Annotated in this window: 14 protein-coding genes and 1 riboswitch; of the genes, 7 read left to right on the forward strand and 7 right to left on the reverse strand. The window is 71.4% G+C overall.

Annotated features, from left to right (window positions below; translation table 11 throughout):
• Positions 1 to 9: 9 nt before the first annotated feature.
• The 5 genes from B7K22_RS06090 to B7K22_RS06110 form a co-directional block, all read right to left on the reverse strand.
• The gene (locus B7K22_RS06090) at positions 10 to 783 is read right to left on the reverse strand and encodes an ABC transporter permease (RefSeq protein WP_084039068.1); all 774 of its coding nucleotides are present in this window, start codon (positions 781 to 783) and stop codon (positions 10 to 12) included.
• Positions 780 to 1073, reverse strand: coding sequence for a thiamine-binding protein (locus tag B7K22_RS06095; protein ID WP_084039069.1), 294 nt, complete (start codon positions 1071 to 1073; stop codon positions 780 to 782). Before B7K22_RS06095 ends, B7K22_RS06090 begins: the two co-directional genes overlap by 4 nt.
• A 144-nt stretch (positions 1074 to 1217) precedes the next feature.
• Positions 1218 to 1310, reverse strand: a riboswitch (TPP riboswitch).
• A gap of 156 nt (positions 1311 to 1466) precedes the next feature.
• Positions 1467 to 3941, reverse strand: a complete 2475-nt coding sequence (locus B7K22_RS06100; protein WP_084039832.1) for a glycogen/starch/alpha-glucan phosphorylase — start codon at positions 3939 to 3941, stop codon at positions 1467 to 1469.
• Positions 3942 to 4104: 163 nt separating this feature from the next.
• Complete coding sequence (locus tag B7K22_RS06105; protein ID WP_084039070.1) at positions 4105 to 5139, reverse strand: glycosyltransferase family 2 protein; 1035 nt, start codon at positions 5137 to 5139, stop codon at positions 4105 to 4107.
• A gap of 141 nt (positions 5140 to 5280) precedes the next feature.
• Positions 5281 to 5553 carry a hypothetical protein gene (locus B7K22_RS06110; RefSeq protein WP_084039071.1) on the reverse strand — a complete coding sequence of 91 codons (273 nt, stop codon included), beginning with the start codon at positions 5551 to 5553 and terminating at the stop codon, positions 5281 to 5283.
• Between the two features lie 127 nt (positions 5554 to 5680).
• Between B7K22_RS06110 and gcvP the strand changes: the two genes are divergently transcribed.
• From gcvP to B7K22_RS06140, 6 genes are all read left to right on the forward strand, one after another.
• Positions 5681 to 8548 carry an aminomethyl-transferring glycine dehydrogenase gene (gcvP, locus tag B7K22_RS06115; RefSeq protein ID WP_084039072.1) on the forward strand — a complete coding sequence of 956 codons (2868 nt, stop codon included), beginning with the start codon at positions 5681 to 5683 and terminating at the stop codon, positions 8546 to 8548.
• A gap of 144 nt (positions 8549 to 8692) precedes the next feature.
• Positions 8693 to 10540 carry an FHA domain-containing protein gene (locus tag B7K22_RS06120; protein WP_144276263.1) on the forward strand — a complete coding sequence of 616 codons (1848 nt, stop codon included), beginning with the start codon at positions 8693 to 8695 and terminating at the stop codon, positions 10538 to 10540.
• Entirely contained in the window at positions 10540 to 11343 is an 804-nt protein-coding gene (locus B7K22_RS06125) for a PP2C family serine/threonine-protein phosphatase (protein ID WP_084039074.1), read from the forward strand. Before B7K22_RS06120 ends, B7K22_RS06125 begins: the two co-directional genes overlap by 1 nt.
• Before the next feature lie 57 nt (positions 11344 to 11400).
• Positions 11401 to 12534, forward strand: coding sequence for a glycine cleavage system aminomethyltransferase GcvT (gcvT, locus tag B7K22_RS06130; protein ID WP_144276264.1), 1134 nt, complete (start codon positions 11401 to 11403; stop codon positions 12532 to 12534).
• 53 nt (positions 12535 to 12587) lie between these two features.
• Positions 12588 to 12971, forward strand: coding sequence for a glycine cleavage system protein GcvH (gene gcvH / locus B7K22_RS06135; protein ID WP_084039076.1), 384 nt, complete (start codon positions 12588 to 12590; stop codon positions 12969 to 12971).
• A gap of 73 nt (positions 12972 to 13044) precedes the next feature.
• On the forward strand, positions 13045 to 13563 hold the full coding sequence (locus tag B7K22_RS06140; RefSeq protein WP_084039077.1) for a (deoxy)nucleoside triphosphate pyrophosphohydrolase: 519 nt from the start codon (positions 13045 to 13047) through the stop codon (positions 13561 to 13563).
• On the opposite strand, the gene B7K22_RS06145 is transcribed toward B7K22_RS06140, so the two are convergent.
• Both B7K22_RS06145 and B7K22_RS06150 read right to left on the reverse strand, forming a co-directional pair.
• On the reverse strand, positions 13560 to 15200 hold the full coding sequence (locus B7K22_RS06145) for an HNH endonuclease signature motif containing protein (protein ID WP_084039078.1): 1641 nt from the start codon (positions 15198 to 15200) through the stop codon (positions 13560 to 13562). The two genes, B7K22_RS06140 and B7K22_RS06145, sit on opposite strands and share 4 nt — an antisense overlap.
• A 57-nt stretch (positions 15201 to 15257) precedes the next feature.
• Positions 15258 to 15821: a DNA-3-methyladenine glycosylase I gene (locus B7K22_RS06150; RefSeq protein WP_084039079.1), complete on the reverse strand. Its 564-nt coding sequence runs from the start codon at positions 15819 to 15821 to the stop codon at positions 15258 to 15260.
• 134 nt (positions 15822 to 15955) lie between these two features.
• Between B7K22_RS06150 and B7K22_RS06155 the strand changes: the two genes are divergently transcribed.
• On the forward strand, positions 15956 to 16840 hold the full coding sequence (locus tag B7K22_RS06155; RefSeq protein ID WP_084039080.1) for a methylenetetrahydrofolate reductase: 885 nt from the start codon (positions 15956 to 15958) through the stop codon (positions 16838 to 16840).
• Position 16841: the final 1 nt, after the last annotated feature.

Raw genomic sequence — 16841 nt, forward strand, 5'->3', positions numbered from 1 at the left:
TCCTGTCGTTCAGGGGGTCGAGGCGGCGGCCATGGCGGCCTGCCAGGGGGTGAGGGATCGTCGCAGCGCGACGATGGCGAGGACCATCAGGCCCGAGAGGATCGCGATGAGCGCGATCCCCACGAAGATCTGGTCGACGGCGTAGGCCTTGCGGGAGCGCTGGATGTACACGCCCAGGCCCGACTGGCCGGCGAGATACTCGGAGACCACCGCGGCCCCGATCGCGTACGTCGCGGCGATGCGCAGCCCGGCCAGCGCACCCGGCACGGACGCCGGAAGGCGCACGAGCCACAGCTGGTGGCGGCGCGTGCCGCCCAGTCCTGCGACCATGTCCGCGTGCTCGGCGTCCACGTCACGAATCGCCGCGGACGCAGCGATCAGCACCGGGAAGAACACCGTGAGGGCGACCAGGATCACCTTCGACGTGAGCCCGAAGCCGGCCCACAGGGTCATCAGCGGGGCGAGCACGATGGTGGGCACGGTCTGGCTCAGGAGCACCACCGGATGAGCCGCGTGCCCCGTGACCGGCACCGTCGCGGTCAGCACGGCGAGCAACCACCCGACGACGGCACCGAGCGCGAGCCCCAGCACCGCCTCCAGCGACGTCGTCGCAACGTGCGGTCCCAGCAGCGACGCCTGCTCGACGGCAGTCACGAGCACCTGCGACGGCGCGGGCAGGATGAACGGCGCGACGTCGCCCACCCGCACGGCGGTCTCCCACGCCGCGACCAGGACCGCGACGGTGGTGAGGCTCACGAGCGCGGCGCGGGCGCGTGTGCTCACGGCCGGTGCTTGCCGACGAGATCCTGGATCGCCGGCCCGGTGTCGCCTGCGGCGCCCGAGACCTTGATGACGGACAGGCAGCCCTCGGCGCCTGAGGCGATGGTGGCCTCATGGACGGCGCGCAGCAGGGCCCACACCTCGTTGGGCGAGCCCTCGAAGGTGGTGCCCATGCCGCCCACCTCGTAGGTGAGTCCCGACTGGGCGATGGCCGCGATGGCGGCGTCGACGTGGGCGTAGCGGTCGTCGGGGGTTCCGACGGGGCGGGGCAGGACTTGGATCTCGGCGATCACGGTGGCTCCTCGGGTTCGCGACCCGAGGTCAGACTGCGCGGCACGCCCAGGCGGGGGCGCTGGCATGCGCCCACCACATCCACGCTGCGGAACGCCGATGCGCGGGCGCCGGGGCGACCGTGCTCAACGCCCGCGCCTCGTGGCACGTCCCTACGCTGGCATTACCCAGGTCAGGTTCTCGGGTCGACGGCGCGTGACGGCCGTCCTCTCAGCTCGGCTGACCCGAGCTCCCCGCGTTGGCACCTGCCACCCTAGCGCCGTCCCAGCCGTGCGTGAAGGGGCGCGACACAGCGCAACCTAGCCCGCGCATCGGCGCTGTGGGGTGCGTCCCAGCAGGTCCTCAGTGCTCGCTGTGGGCAGCGAACGGGCACTGAGGACCTTCCAGGGCGCAGGTCAGGCGTTCTGCTTGACGGGCCGCGCGCCCCAGATGCGACCCAGGTAGTCGCGGATGGACCGGTCGGAGCTGAAGAACCCGGTGCGGGCGACGTTGAGCACCGCCGAGCGCGACCAGGCCTCGTAGTCCGCATACGCCTCCTCGACACGATCCTGAGCGTCCACGTAGGAGCGAAAGTCTGCAAGTGCCATGAAGCGGTCGCGCTCGGTGAGCGAGGCGAACAGCGAGGCCACGGCGCCGCCGCGGTCGCCGTCGGTGAAGGCACCCGATGCGATCAGGTCGAGCGCGGCCTTGAGCTGCGGGTCGGACTCGTACACGGCGCCGGGATCGTAGCCGCGATCCTGCAGGGCCGCGGCGGCCGGCTCGTCCATGCCGAACAGGAAGAAGTGGTCGTCGCCCACCAGCTCGCGGATCTCCACGTTCGCGCCATCGTCCGTGCCGATGGTCAGAGCGCCGTTGAGGGCGAACTTCATGTTGCCCGTGCCGGATGCCTCCTTGCCGGCGAGCGAGATCTGCTCGGACAGGTCGGCGGCCGGGATGAGCGTTTCCGCGAGCGTCACGTTGTAGTTGGCGGGGAAGGCGACCTTGAGGCGGCCCTCGAGAGAGGCGTCCGCGTTGATGGTCGCGCCCACGGCGTTGATGAGCTCGATGGTCTCCTTGGCGCGCACGTACCCCGGCGCGGCCTTGGCGCCGAACACGAACGTGCGCGGCGTCACGTCGGCGAGCGGGATGCGTCCCGACTGAATGCCCTCATAGAGGCTCACGATGTGCAGCAGCTTGAGCGACTGGCGCTTGTACTCGTGCAGGCGCTTGACCATCGCGTCCACCATGGCGTCACCGGCGATCGCGATGCCGTCGCGCGCCTCCAGCACCGACGCGAGCCGCTCCTTGTTCGCGGCCTTGACCTCACGGAAGCGGCGCCGGAACTCGGCGTCCTCAGCGAGCGGCTCGAGCTCGCGCAGTCGCTCGAGATCGGTGACCCAGCCGTCGCCGATCGCCTCGGTGACGAGCTCGGACAGCCCAGGGTTGGCCATGCGGACGAACCGGCGCGGCGTCACGCCATTGGTGACATTGGTGAACTTGTCCGGCCACATTTCGGCGAAGTCGTGCAGCACCTTGTCGGCGAGCAGCTGCGAGTGCAGTGCCGCGACGCCGTTGACCCGGAAGCCGGCGACGGTGGCAAGGTGCGCCATGCGGACCGCTCGCTCGGGGTTCTCGGCGATGATCGACATGCGGCGCACGCGCAGCTCGTCGCCGGGGAACGCCGCGCGGACCTCCTCGATGAACTCCTCGTTGATGCGGTAGATGATCTCGAGATGGCGCGGCAGCAAGCGGCCCAGCAGCTCGACGGACCACACCTCGAGCGCCTCGGGCAGCAGGGTGTGGCACGTGTACGCGAACACCTTCTGGGTGACGGCCCAGGCGCTGTCCCATGACCAGCCGCGCTCGTCGACCAGCAGCCGCATGAGCTCGGGCACCGCGATGACGGGGTGGGTGTCGTTGAGCTGCCAGGTGATGCGCTCGGGCAGGCGGGCGAGGTCGAAGTCGTCGGGCAGCACGTTCTCGATGAAGTCGCGCAGCGAGGCGGCGACGAAGAAGTACTGCTGCTGGAGGCGCAGCTCCTTGCCCTGCGGCGTGGAGTCCTCGGGGTAGAGCACCTTGGAGATGTTCTCCGCGAAGGTGCGCGCGCGGACGGCCTCGACGTAGTCGCCCGCGTTGAACTCCTGCAGGTTGAAGCCCTCGATCGCCCGCGCTGACCACAGCCGCAGGGTGTTCACGCGACCGTTGCGGTAGCCGGGGACCATGTAGTTGTACGGCACCGCGCTCACGCGCCACTCGGGGGTCCAGGTGCGGGCTCCGTCGACATTCGCGATATCCCCGGCGGGCGCGGAGGTCGCACCCCCGAACCACACCTCGACCGCGTTCTCGGGGTGCGGCAGCTCCCACGGCGATCCCATCTGGAGCCACTGGTCAGGCTTCTCGACCTGCTTGCCGTCGACGAAGGTCTGGCGGAAGATCCCGTACTCGTAGCGGATGCCGTAGCCGATCGACGGCACGTCGAGCGTCGCGAGCGAGTCGATGAAGCACGCCGCCAGGCGACCCAGGCCGCCGTTGCCGAGTCCCGGCTCGACCTCGAGGCGGCACAGCTCCGCCACGTCGAGGCCCAGCGCCTCGAGAGACTCCCGTGCCACGTCGTCGAGGTCGGCCGCGAGCATCGCGTTCTCGAGCTGCGGTCCCAGCAGGAACTCCGCGGACAGGTAGGCGACGGTCTTGGCCTGGTCGCGATACTGGTTGCGCAGTGTCTCGAGCCACCGCGTCATCAGGTAGTGGCGCACGGTGCGCGCGAGGGCGAGGTGCTTGTCGTTGTCGGAGGCGCGGTCCAGGTCCACGCCCTGGCCGAAGTTCAGCTCGCGCAGGAAGGCGCGCGTGAAGCTCTCGACGGTGCGTTCGGGGGCGGCGACGGGAGGGGTCATGTCGTTCACGGTCTCAATGTAGGCGGTCGCGCGCGACCCCGGAACGCCGTTCGTCAGGGTTTCACCTGCCGGAAACATCGTGCGCGCTCGCGGGGTCCGGGAGGGCCGATGCGCGGGCGGGGTCGCGCCGGTTCGCGTCGACGTTCGGCGGGCCGCGGTGGCGCTACGCGCTGTCCCGCGTCGCGGGGGCCGATGCGCGTGCTGGGCTTTCCTCGGCGGGTGCGGTGTTCGGTGCCGAGGCGTGTGTCGCGGGCGACGGGGCGGGCCCGTACTGATGCTCCTTGAGGCGCTCGAGCATCTGCTCGGTGAGGATGCGGTTGGTCTTCATGAGGTCGGACAGCACGCCGAGCGCGACCGACAGACCGGCCCCTACGAGCATGATCGTGCCGAAGATCAGCGACTGGATGTGGTTGCCGTCGTTGCCCGTGGCGCGCAGCAGTGCGAACCGCACGAACGGCACCATGCCGATCACGCCGAAGATGAGCGCGAGCGCCGAGAACACCATCCACGGCCGGTACATGATCGAGGCCCGCATGATGGCTTGGGCGGACTTGAGCATGTGCTCGAACATGTTGGTGAACAGCCGAGACTCGCGGGTCTTCGCATTGGTGACGACGGGGATCGACACGATCGCGAGGCGCTTGTCGCCCGCCTGGATGATGGTCTCCATGGTGTAGCTGAACCGGGTGACGACGTTGAGCCGGTAGAGCGCGTAGCGGGAGTAGGCGCGAAAGCCCGAGGCCGCATCGGGCAGCCGGGTCCGCGCCGCCTTGTTCACGACCCAGGAGCCGAACCGCTGCATCGTCTTCTTGAAGGGGCTGAAGTGCTCGATGGTGTGGGTCTGCCGGTCGCCGATCGCGATGTCGGCCTCGCCGCGCACCAGCGGTGCGATGAGGTCCGGGATGCGCTCCTGCGGGTACTGATTGTCGCCGTCGGTGTTCACCACGATGTCCGCACCGTTCGCGAGCGCGTAGTCCACGCCGTCGCGGAAGGCCTGGGCGAGGCCCATGGTCCTGGAGTGGTGGATCACGTGGGCGCCGTGCTCGCGCGCGATGGAGGCTGTCGCGTCCGTCGACCCATCGTCGATCACGACGAGCCTGATCTCATCGATGCCGTCGATGCGCGTCGGGATGGACGCGAGCACGGTGGCAAGCGTGGCCTCCTCGTCGAGGCACGGGATCTGGACGAACAGCTTCACGATGTCAGCGTAGCGACCGCCTCACCACCCCCGTACGTGCGCTAGTTGGGCCCAACTCGCGCACGCAACGCGTGAGGTGAACGAGTTGGGCCCAACTCGCGCATGAGCGGTGATGGCGGAGCGCCGATGCGCTTGCCGGGCTCAGGCCCGGCGTGCCAGATAGGCGCGCAGCTGGACCACGCCGATGCCGGCGATCACGGCGAAGAGCATCGCGCCCACGGCCGCGCCGGCGACCGCGGCGGGCCTGGGGGACAGCGCCGCGGTGAAGAGCCCGTCGAACCAGCTCGACCCGGCCCACCCGCCCAGTGCGCCGGCGACGATGCCCGTGATCGCGCCGCCGTTGACGAACGCGTGCGTCTTGGCCACGCCGTAGCCCAGGATCGCGCCGAGCACGACGCTGATCAGCTCCACCATGGACGCACCTCCTGCGCCACAGGATGGCACAACGACAGTGCCCGGCGGGGCAGCACGAGGCGGCGCGGTGTCCTGCCCCGGGATGACCACGGACTCGCGGGTGGCTCACCTATCGAGACCAGGGCGCATGCGCCACAATGGGCGGGTGACCTCCTTCGCTGACCGCCACATCGGACCCGACGAGACCGGGATCGAGGCGATGCTGGACGCGATCGGAGTGCCGTCGCTCGCGGTGCTCGCGGAGCAGGCGGTCCCGGAGTCGATCCGCCAGGACGACGTCCTGGTGCTGCCCGACCCGCTCACGGAGCACGCCACCCTGGCTGCGCTGCAGAGGTTCGCGCAGCGCAACCAGGTGCACATCCAGATGATCGGCCAGGGCTACTTCGACACCATCACGCCCATGGTGATCCGCCGCAATGTGCTCGAGAATCCCGCCTGGTACACCGCCTACACGCCGTACCAGGCGGAGATCTCGCAGGGTCGCCTCGAGGCGATGCTGAACTTCCAGACCATGGTGTCCGACCTCACGGCGCTGCCGGTCGCCGGCGCGAGCCTGCTCGACGAGGCGACCGCCGTCGCGGAGGCCGTGCTGCTCATGCGCCGCGCGGTCAAGGGCAAGGACGGCGGCGTCGTGGTGCTCGACGCCGAGTGCCTGCCGCAGACCATCGCCGTGGTCGAGGCGCACGCGGAGGCGATCGGACTGCGCCTCGAGGTGCAGGAGCTTGGCGAGGACTGGACCGCGCCCGAGGACCTCGTGGGCCTGGTCATCCAGCAGCCTGGCGTGACCGGTGTGCTGCGCGAGCCGGAGCCGTTCATCGAGGCCGCGCACGCCGTGGGCGCGCAGGTCACCATTGCGTGCGACCTGCTCGCGCTCACCATGATCAAGGCTCCGGGCGAGGTGGGCGCCGACATCGCGGTCGGCTCTGCGCAGCGCTTTGGCGTGCCGCTGTTCTTCGGCGGCCCCCACGCCGCCTTCATGTCCGTGCGCGAGGGCCTCGAGCGCCAGCTGCCCGGCCGCCTGGTGGGCGTGAGCGTGGACGCCGACGGCCGCCGCGCCTACCGCCTCGCGCTGCAGACCCGCGAGCAGCACATCCGCCGCGACCGCGCGACGTCCAACATCTGCACCGCGCAGGCTCTGCTCGCGATCATCTCCGGTTTCTACGCGATCCACCACGGGCCCGACGGCCTGCGCGCCATCGCCCAGCAGGTGCACGCGACCGCTGTCACGCTGGCGGACGCGCTCGCGGCCGCCGGCGTGACCATCAAGCACGAGCACTTCTTCGACACCATCGTGGCCGAGGTGGCCGGAGGAGCGGACTCCGTCATCGCCCGCGCCGACGCCCAGGGCATCAATCTGCGCAAGGTCGACGACGACCACGTCGCGATGGCGTGCGACGAGGTCACGAGCCTCGACATCCTCGACGTCCTGGTCGAGTGCGTCACCGCGACCAAGCGCCACGCCGTCTACACCGCGCCGCGCGTGGCCATCCCCCGGTCGCAGCGCCGCACGAGCGAGTACCTCACCCACCCGATCTTCTCGATGTACCGCTCCGAGACGTCGCTGATGCGGTACATGCGCCGCCTCGCCGACCGCGACCTCGCGCTCGATCGGACCATGATCCCGCTGGGGTCGTGCACCATGAAGCTCAACGCGGCAGTCGAGATGGCCCCCATCAGCTGGCCCGGCTTCGCACGCATCCACCCCTTCGCGCCGTCGAGCCAGACCGCCGGCTACCGCGACATGGTCGCCCAGCTCGAGGGCTGGCTCGCGGACATCACCGGCTACGCCGCGGTGTCCGTGCAGCCCAACTCCGGCGCCCAGGGCGAGTACGCGGGACTGCTTGCGATCCGCGCCTACCACCGCGATAACGGCCATGCCGAGCGCGACGTGTGCCTGATCCCCGCATCGGCGCACGGCACGAATGCCGCGTCAGCGGCGCTCGCCGGCCTGCGCGTGGTCGTGGTCGCGACCGCCGAGAACGGCGAGGTCGACCTCGCCGACCTGAACGCGAAGCTCGAGGCCCACGAGGGCCGCGTCGCGTGCATGATGATCACCTATCCCTCGACGCATGGCGTCTACGAGGAGCACGTGGGCGAGGTGTGCGCGGCCGTGCACGACGCCGGCGGCCAGGTCTACATCGACGGCGCGAACCTCAACGCGCTCGTGGGCCTGGCGAAGCCCGGGCACTTTGGCGGCGACGTCAGCCACCTCAACCTTCACAAGACCTTCTGCATCCCGCACGGCGGTGGCGGCCCCGGAGTGGGGCCGGTCGCGGTGGCTGAGCACCTGGTCCCCTACCTGCCCGCCCTGCGCCAGACCATCCAGCGCCCTGCCGAATTGCGCCGCCGCGGCGCCCCGGTGAGCGCCGCTCCGTATGGATCCGCGGGCATCCTGCCCATCAGCTGGGCGTACATCGCCCTCATGGGCCACGAGGGCCTCACCCGCGCGACGCAGACCGCGGTGCTCGCCGCCAACTACGTGGCGACTCGCCTCGAGGATGCGTTCCCCGTCCTCTATCGCGGCCCGCACGGCCTGGTCGCGCACGAGTGCATCATCGACGTCCGGCCGCTGGCCAAGGCCACCGGCATCACCGCCGAGGACATCGCCAAGCGGCTCATCGACTTCGGCATCCACGCGCCCACCATGAGCTTCCCCGTCGCCGGGACCCTCATGATCGAGCCCACCGAGTCCGAGGACAAGGGCGAGATCGACCGCCTCATCGAGGCGCTGCTGACCATCCGTGAGGAGATCGCCGCCGTCGAGCGCGGCGAGATCGCGGCAGAGGACACCGCGCTGCGGCACGCGCCGCACACGGCCGATGCGGTGGTCGCCGACGACTGGGACCGCGCATATTCGCGCGAGCAGGCCGCGTTCCCCGTGCCCGGGCTGCGGCAGGACAAGTACTGGCCGCCCGTGTCGCGCATCGACAACGTTCACGGCGACCGCAACCTCGTGTGCGCGTGCCCGCCGCTCGAGGCCTACGAGGAGACCTGACCCGGCGCTGCCGGTCGCTCACGTGATGCGTTCCACACGCGAGGTCGCCCCACGGCACGCGTGCGTATGGCACGCTGTGGCGAGTCTGCACGGGCGAGCGTGCGCTGCGCCGCCGGGAGCAGACGCGCACGGAGGTGAGGGATCGTGACTGGAGTGGCGCCCGTGGTGGCCGCCGCCGCCCTCGTCGCCGTGGTGCTCGCGGGCGTCTGGATCTGGATGGCGCTCGCGCTCGGCGCGCTGCTGGACAAGCTTCACGCACGGCCCGGCCTCGCATGGGTGCCCGTCGCGCGCTGGGTCGAGGCGGCGCGTGCGGCGCGCATGCACCCTGCTCCGGTCGCCGTCGCCCGTTCCGTGGGCCTGCTCGGATTCGTCGCGCTCGCAGCCGGACTGCTCATCGCGCTCGCCTCCACCACGGCCGACGAGGCCGCGTCACGGCTGCTGCTCGTGGGAGGCGGAATCGCGTATGGGCTCGGCTCGCTGGTGGGCTGGATCCTGTGGATCTACGGCGCGGGCACCATCGAGATGCGCCTGCGCGCGCCCGCGGCGCTGTCGTGGCTCGCGGCCATCAGCCCCGTCATCTGGGCCTCCGTCATGGGCTGGGGTCGGTACGGCCGTCCCGGCCCCGCCGTGGGAGTGGCCGATGCGCGGGTCGTCGACGAGCGCTCGGCGCCGCCTCCTGCCGCCGACGGCGTGAGCGATCCACAGGAGCCCGACCCGGTCACCGCACCTATGCAAGGGTTGTGGGCACAGGTTGACTGGCCCGACGCTGCCCGAGCCGACGACGCCAACACAGCCGGAGGAGGAGCAGTCATGGACATCGATCCTGGCTCCGCCGCGGACAGCGCGCGCGGCGGCGACCCTCATTCGCGCGAGTCTGAGGCATGGCGCGAGGCGCAGGCCGCGATCGACGCGTCCACGCGCTCGGAGCGTGAGGCCGAGGCGGCGAGCCATGCGGAGCACGAGCCCTACACCGGTCCCGTCTCGCCGTACGCGAACGCGGCGCCCACGCCCCCCGAGGCCGCGCCGGCACCCGACCTGGGCGGCGAGCCGTCGCCGTTCGACACCCCCATCCCGGCCACGGCTGAGCTGCAGGAGATCCCGTGGATGGCGCCAGCACCCCGCCCGCCGTCCGCGCACACGCCCGCAGACCCCGCACCCGCCCACCACGCGCCTTCGCACGAGCCGTCAGCGGCCGACCCGGCTGCGCCGCGACCCAAGCCCAACCCGTGGGACTTCGTGCACGAGGACCCTCCCCCCGCGACCCCAGCCTCCCCCGTTGGCGCATCAGCACCCGCCGAGACTCCCGCGCCCCTGCCGCGGCGGCAGCCCCCGACCCCGCCGGAACCAGCCAGCGCATCGGCCGTCCCCGGCGACGTCGCGATCCCCGGCCAGCACTCCGCGGATGCGACTCCCCGCCCGGCTCCCGATACCGATCCGCCGCCTCACCTGCCGCCGTCCAGTGACCGTGTCAGCGTCAGTGCACGTGCCAGCGCATCGGCCCCCGAGACGGCCAGCCCTGCCGCAGCCGCACCGCCGTCACCGTGGGCCCCCGTCGAGCGGAAGGCTCCCAGCGAGCCCACGGCACCCATGACCGCGCCCACTCCGCGCGACACCGGCGATGCGGAGGACGCGGACGACCACACCGTGATGGTCCAGCGGGGGAGGCCCACGTGGATGCTCGAGACCGCGGACGGCGTGCGGTACGCACTGCGCGACGAGCGCATCACCATCGGCCGCGCCGCCTCGCGGATCACCGCGGGAGTCACCGGCATCCAGGACCAGACACGCACGATGTCAAAGGTGCATGCCGAGCTCACCCTGGTCGACGGGCGCTGGCATGCGCGCGACCTCGGCTCCACCAACGGCACCTATGTGCGCGTGGACGGCACCGAGCGCCAGGTGCCGCAGGAGTCGGCGAGCGCCGTCGACGGCGACCTGCTGCTCGGCGACCTGGTCGCGCGCATCGTGCTGGCCGAGGAGGTCGCGCGCTGATGGCCCGCTGGAGTGCCGGGGGCGGGTTCACGGCCATCGGACCTCGGGCGCAGAACCAGGACGCATTCCTCAGCGAGGGCGGCGTCCACGTGGTCGCCGATGGCATGGGCGGCCACGCCGGCGGCGCGGAGGCGGCCGCCGCGGTGGTCGACGCATTCCGCCCTCTCGTGGACGCCGACCCGATCACGCCAGCGGAGGTCTCCGACGCCGTCGCCCGCGCGCGCGAGCTGGTCGAGGAGGTGGCGCGCTCCACCGGCGGCTATTCCGGGTCCACCCTCACCGGAGCCATCGCCATCGAGTACGACGGCGAGCCGTGGTGGCTCGTCATCAACGTCGGCGACTCCCGCGCGTACGCGATCGACGGGACCCACGCCCACCAGATCACCGTCGACCACTCCCACGTGCAGGAGCTTGTCGACGCGGGGCGCATCACCCCCGAGCAGGCGCTGTGGCACCCCGACCGCAACCTCGTGACCCGTGCGATCGGCGACGGGCGTCCGGGCTTCGACGGCTGGCTGATCCGCGCGCGCCCCGGCCTGCGCCTGGTGCTCGCAAGCGACGGGCTCATGAAGTCGGTGCCGGACGCGAGCATCGGCGAGATCGCGGCGAACGCCGGGCGGCCGCTCGAGGCCGCGCAGATGCTCGTGGACCACGCGATCGCCGAGGGCACCAACGACAACGTGACCGTCGTGATCGCGGACACCCTCGATGCGCGGACGGACCCCGACGCGAGCGGCGAGCCGTGGATCGTGTGGGGCGATTTCCTGGAGGACGTGGACACGACGGTGGAGCGGTCGGCGTAGCGCTCCGCCCACGTCGCCTGACTCCTCGTGAGACGTGACTCGCGTACCGTTGCTGTCGTGAGCACTCTGCACTCGCCGTTGCATGACCAGCACGTCGCCCTGGGCGCGTCCCTCGTCGACTTCGCCGGCTGGGAGATGCCGCTGCGCTACGGCGGCGACGTCGCCGAGCACCATGCGGTGCGCCGGGCTGCGGGACTGTTCGACCTGTCGCACATGGGCGAGCTGATGGTGCGCGGAGCCGACGCGGCGGCGGCTCTCGACTATGCGCTCGTGGGTCATATGAGCCGGATGGCGCTGGGCCGCGCGAAGTACACGATGATGTGCGCCCCCGACGGCGGCGTGCTCGACGACCTGGTGGTCTACCGCCGGGACTGGGACCACTTCATGGTGGTCGCGAACGCCGCCAACCGGGTGCAGGTCGCCGCGGAGCTGCAGGCGCGATTCGACGCCGCTGCGCTCGACGCCACGGTCGAGGACGAGACGCAGTCGATCGCGCTCATCGCGGTGCAGGGGCCGGCCTCGGCCGGCATCGTCGCGCGCATGTGCGGGGGCGGCGCCGGCGACGTCGACCCTATGAGGTACTACTCGGGCGTCAACCTGCTGCTCGAGGGCGGGATCCACGCCTACGCCGCCCGCACGGGATACACCGGCGAGGACGGCTTCGAGCTGTTCGTCGCGGCGGACACCGCGGGCGATGTGTGGAGGCTGGCGCTGCGCGAAGGTGCTGCCGCCGGGTTGGAGCCGTGCGGGCTCGCGGCACGCGACTCGCTGCGGCTCGAGGCGGGCATGCCGCTCTACGGGCACGAGCTGAGCCATGACACCACGCCGTTCGAGGCGGGGCTGGGCCGGGTGGTGTCCTTCGGGGTCTCCGGTGGGCCGGACCGCGGCGACTTCGTGGGCCGCGAGGCGCTCGCGCGGTTGAGCGAGGAGGGCGTCGCGAAGACGCTGGTCGGCCTGGTGGGCGACGGCCGCCGCGCTGCGCGCACCGGTTACGCCGTCACGGACGGCGACGACAATCAGGTGGGGATCGTCACCTCTGGCCTGCCGTCTCCCACGCTCGGCCAGCTCATCGCCATGGCGTACGTGCCGACTGCGCTCGCGGAACCCGGCACCGTCGTGGGCGTCGACGTGCGCGGCAGGCGCGAGGAGATGCGTGTGGTCGCGCTACCGTTCTACCAGCGGGACGCGTGACCCGGGACTTCCGAGTCCAGGGTCCGAACCGACCGAGCGAGAGGCAGGCAGCGATGGCGAGCATCCCCGAGGATCTCAAGTACTCGAAGGAGCACGAGTGGGTGTCCGGCGACGTGGCGGCCGGCTCAGTCGTCACCGTGGGAATCACCGCGCACGCCGCGGAGGCGCTGGGCGACGTGGTGTTCGTCGAGGCACCCGCAGTGGGCAGCGAGGTCACGGCGGGCGCGGTGTGCGGCGAGCTGGAGTCGACCAAGGCGGTCTCCGAGCTGTACTCGCCGGTGACCGGCACCGTCACCGAGGTCAACGCCGGTCTCGAGAACGCGCCTGAGCAGATCAACGCTGAGCCCTACGGCGACGGATGGATCTTCAAGGTCGAGCTCAGCGCGGGCGCCGAGGATCTGCTCGACGCCGCGGGCTACGCGGACGTCTCGGAGTAGGGCCGATGCGCGGGCGGCCAGGCGAGCATCGCGGCACCTCTCGCGACGGTCGTCCTGGCTGGGAGGCCCGCTGATGGGCGGCCACGCGTCCACGCGACTGGTGGTGGCGGCGGCCATCACGGATGATCTGCTGGTCCCCCGCACTCTGCTGGCGGCGCGCAGGTCGGCGCCGTCGGCGCTCGCCGGCTTGTGGGAGTTCCCAGGCGGCAAGGTCGAGCGTGGCGAGAGCGCCGACCATGCTCTGCGTCGCGAGCTGCGGGAGGAGCTGGGCGTGGAGGTCGAGATCGGGGACGAGGTCCTCGGCCCCGACGACGGTCGCGGCGTGGAGGACCAGTGCGGTGACCATCCTGTGTGGATGCTGCGCCCAGGGGATGCGGATGTCGAACGGCTCGTGATGCGGGTGTGGTGGGCGCGGCTGCTGCCGGGCGCGGACGGCGCACGCGTGGAGCCTCGACCGCTCGAGGACCACGACGCCCTGCGCTGGCTCGAGCCGGGCGGGTGGCGCGACGTCGCCTGGCTGCCGGCGGACAAGCGCATCGTCGAGGCGTTGCTCGAGGACGCCAAGGACCGCCACCGCCGCGCGTACTGCTAGGCCGGTACCGCAGCCCGGGCCCGGGTGGTCGACCGCCCGTCCGCACAGGAGGCGTCAGTGCGGCGGCGCCGAGCGCGTGGCGCACGCCCAGCGCTGCGAGCCGGTCGAGCGATGCCGAAGAGCGTCGCACGGGCGCGGTCGGCCTCGAGGGTCGTAGGCGACTCCGTCGCCGTGGCCATCGGGTCCTCCGCAGATGCGAGTGCGGCGGACTCGCTCGATGCGTCCCGCGACCCGCCGGGCATGTCCTCCCCGCGCGGCCCGGCCGGGCTGGCGGCGGGCAGAGTTCTCCCCAGGTCATCTGGATTGGTTTCGATCTCGTCGAGCTGAGCCTTGCCGCCAACCCTGGGCGTACGGCTCGGGTCCATCGACGCGGGCGGCGTGAACCACACCTCGTTCCCGATCACCTCCACGGCCCAGCCGTCGTTGTGGATCCGGTGATGGCACGCCGTGCACAGGAGCACGCCGTTGGCGAGATCGGACGCGCCGCCCTTGGACCACCACTCGATGTGGTGGGCTTCGCAGTAGCTGGGCGGGGCATGGCACCAGGAGCAGCCGCCGTCGCGCTCCGCGAGGGCGAGCCGCTGTGCCGCCGTGAAGAGCCTGTGCGTGCGCCCGACGCCGAGCGGAAGGCTCGCGCCGCCCATGACGACCGGGATGACGCCTGCGTCGACCGCCATGGCGCGCAGCGTCTGGACCGCGATGCGACCGGCGAGCTGGTCGCACTCGGCGACGCCAACGCCGGCCTCCAAGTCCTTGACGTCGGCTCGCAGGACCACCGTCGTCTTGACGCCGGAGGTGGGAGCGGAGCAGTCGAGGCCATGCTGGGCGAGCATCACCAGAGCGTCGAGGCGCATCTGTCCTGCGTCACGGTCGTCGCCCCCGGGCTCGTCCCGCTTGCGTTGCAGCGCGTCGCGCACCTGCGCGTCGACCCAGGCACGGATGGGTGCCGCGCTGATGGGATCGAGTCGCCCGTGCATGATGACCATCCCGCTGGGGTCGTCGGAGAAGCTGAGGAACCGATCGCGTCGCAGCCGACGGTCGCGCGCCGCGAGGTCGCGAGGGGATCGGAAGGCGACCTGCCGCTGACAGGCGCGTCGCAGGTCCCTCAGCGAGAGCTTCTGAGCCTTGGCCACGAGTTGGCGCTCGAGTGCGTCCAGGTCGCCCGCCTCCGGTGTCGAGGGGTCGAGCGTGTCGAGGCACTCGGTGACCGTGCGTGCCGCCTCGATCCCGATGAGGCCCTCGCGCAGCGCAGCCGCGATGTGGGGATGTGGCACGACGTCCTCGGCGTGGAGGGCAGGCCTGCCCTGCTCGGCGTCCTCCGCCCGTCGAAGGGTCTCGCCGATCCTGATGAGGCGTCCGGCCTCGCCCGGTCCGACGCCCAGGTCCTCCGCGACCATCGACTCCGGGCGCCGGTGCCCCTCTCGACGGGCGAGGCCGTCCACGCCGAGGTTGGGATCCGAGCGCCGCGCGGCCTCGCCGGCGACGCAGGCGACGAGGGCGTCGAACGACCGCTTCGCCTGACCGACCGCCGTCCGCAGCGCGACGAAGTCCTCGGGCGACAGCTCTGCGACGTCTCTCCCATCGAACGCGCGCACCACCGCGGCATCGCGATCGAACGTGGCGGTCGAGAACGTCATGGCCCTAGTCCATCATCGAGGTCTGACAACGCGGCGAGGTATGGCGAGGCGCCATCATCACTGCGCCGCGACGCAGCCGACGATGTGGTCGTCGACGAGCCCGCAGGCCTGCATGAGGGCGTACATGGTCGTGGGACCCACGAACACGAAGCCCCGCGACTTCAGGTCCTTGGCGAGCGCGGTGGAGTCCTCCGTGGACGCCGGGACCGCCGTCCAGTCGGCGGGGCGCGCCGCGCGCGGCGGCTGGTGCGACCACACGACCTCGTCGAGTGAGCCACCGGACTGCTGCAGAGCGACGACGGCGCGCGCGTTGGTGATCGCCGCCGCGATCTTGAGGCGGTTGCGGACGATGCCCGCATCGCTCATCAGGCGCTCCACGTCGTCGTCGCCGAACTCCGCGACCGCGACCGGGTCGAACCCCGAGAACGCCACGCGGAAGGCCTCCCGCTTGCGCAGGATCGTGAGCCACGACAGCCCGGACTGGAAGCCTTCGAGCACCATGCGCTCGTAGAGGGCGGCGTCGCCATGCACCGGCAGACCCCACTCCTCGTCGTGATACCGCTCGTAGAGCGGGTCCCCGGTTCCGAAGCAGCGGAGGAGATCGTTGGTCTCGGTGATCATGATGCCCAGTGTGGCGGCAGACGGACCCAGCCCGCGCATCGGCCCTTCGGAGGCTGAGGAAGGCCCATGGCGGTGCGGTGCTGGGGACGACTGCCTCGCGCGCACGCGCGGCAAGACAGTAGGGTGGCCCCGCCATGACCATCCGTGACCTCCTGCGCGACAACGCGCCCACGCTGAGCTACGAGCTGTTCCCGCCGCGCACGCCCGCGGCCGAGGAGACGGTCGAGGCCACCATGCGCACGCTCGCCGCGACGGATCCGGACTTCATCTCCATCACCTATGGCGCGTCCGGGACCACGCGGAGCACGTCCCGCGGGGTCGTGCAGCGCCTCGCGGAGTCGCACACCATCCCCCCGCTCGCGCACCTCACCTGCGTGGACCAGTCGCGTGCCGAGCTCACCGAGGTCATCGAGGGCTACCTGGGCGAGGGCGTGCGCGACTTCCTCGCGCTGCGCGGCGACCCCCCCAAGGGCCAGACGGACTGGCGTCCCCACCCTGACGGGCTGCTGTACGCGAGCGAGCTGGTCATCCTGCTGCGCGAGGTCGCCCACGCGCACGGCGTCGACGACCTGAGCATCGGCGTCACCGCCTTTCCTGCCCAGCACGCGATGGAGCAGTGGCGACAGCAGGGCCTGGACGTCCTCGCAGCCAAGCAGGATGCCGGCGCGGACTTCGCGATCACCCAGGTGTTCTATGAGGTCGACCATTACGTGTCGCTGGTGCAGGATGCCGCGGATCAGGGGATCGGGCTGCCGATCATCCCCGAGGTGATGCCGCTGGTCAGCGCCCGCCGCGCCTCCCGCGCCGCGCAGCTCACGGGCGTCGCCACGCCAGAGGCGCTGGTCGCCGACCTCGAGGCGGCCGAGAACGACGATGCCGCGCGAGCAGCCGGCGTCGCGCACGCGGCCAGGCTGTCGCGCGACCTGCTCGACGATGGCGCGCCCGGCATCCACGTCATCACCTTCAACCGCCACGAGGCGGCGATGGAGCTCGTGTCGCAGCTGCCGCTGCGCGGCTGAC

This window comes from Demequina sp. NBRC 110053, assembly GCF_002090095.1.
Classification (GTDB): domain Bacteria; phylum Actinomycetota; class Actinomycetes; order Actinomycetales; family Demequinaceae; genus Demequina.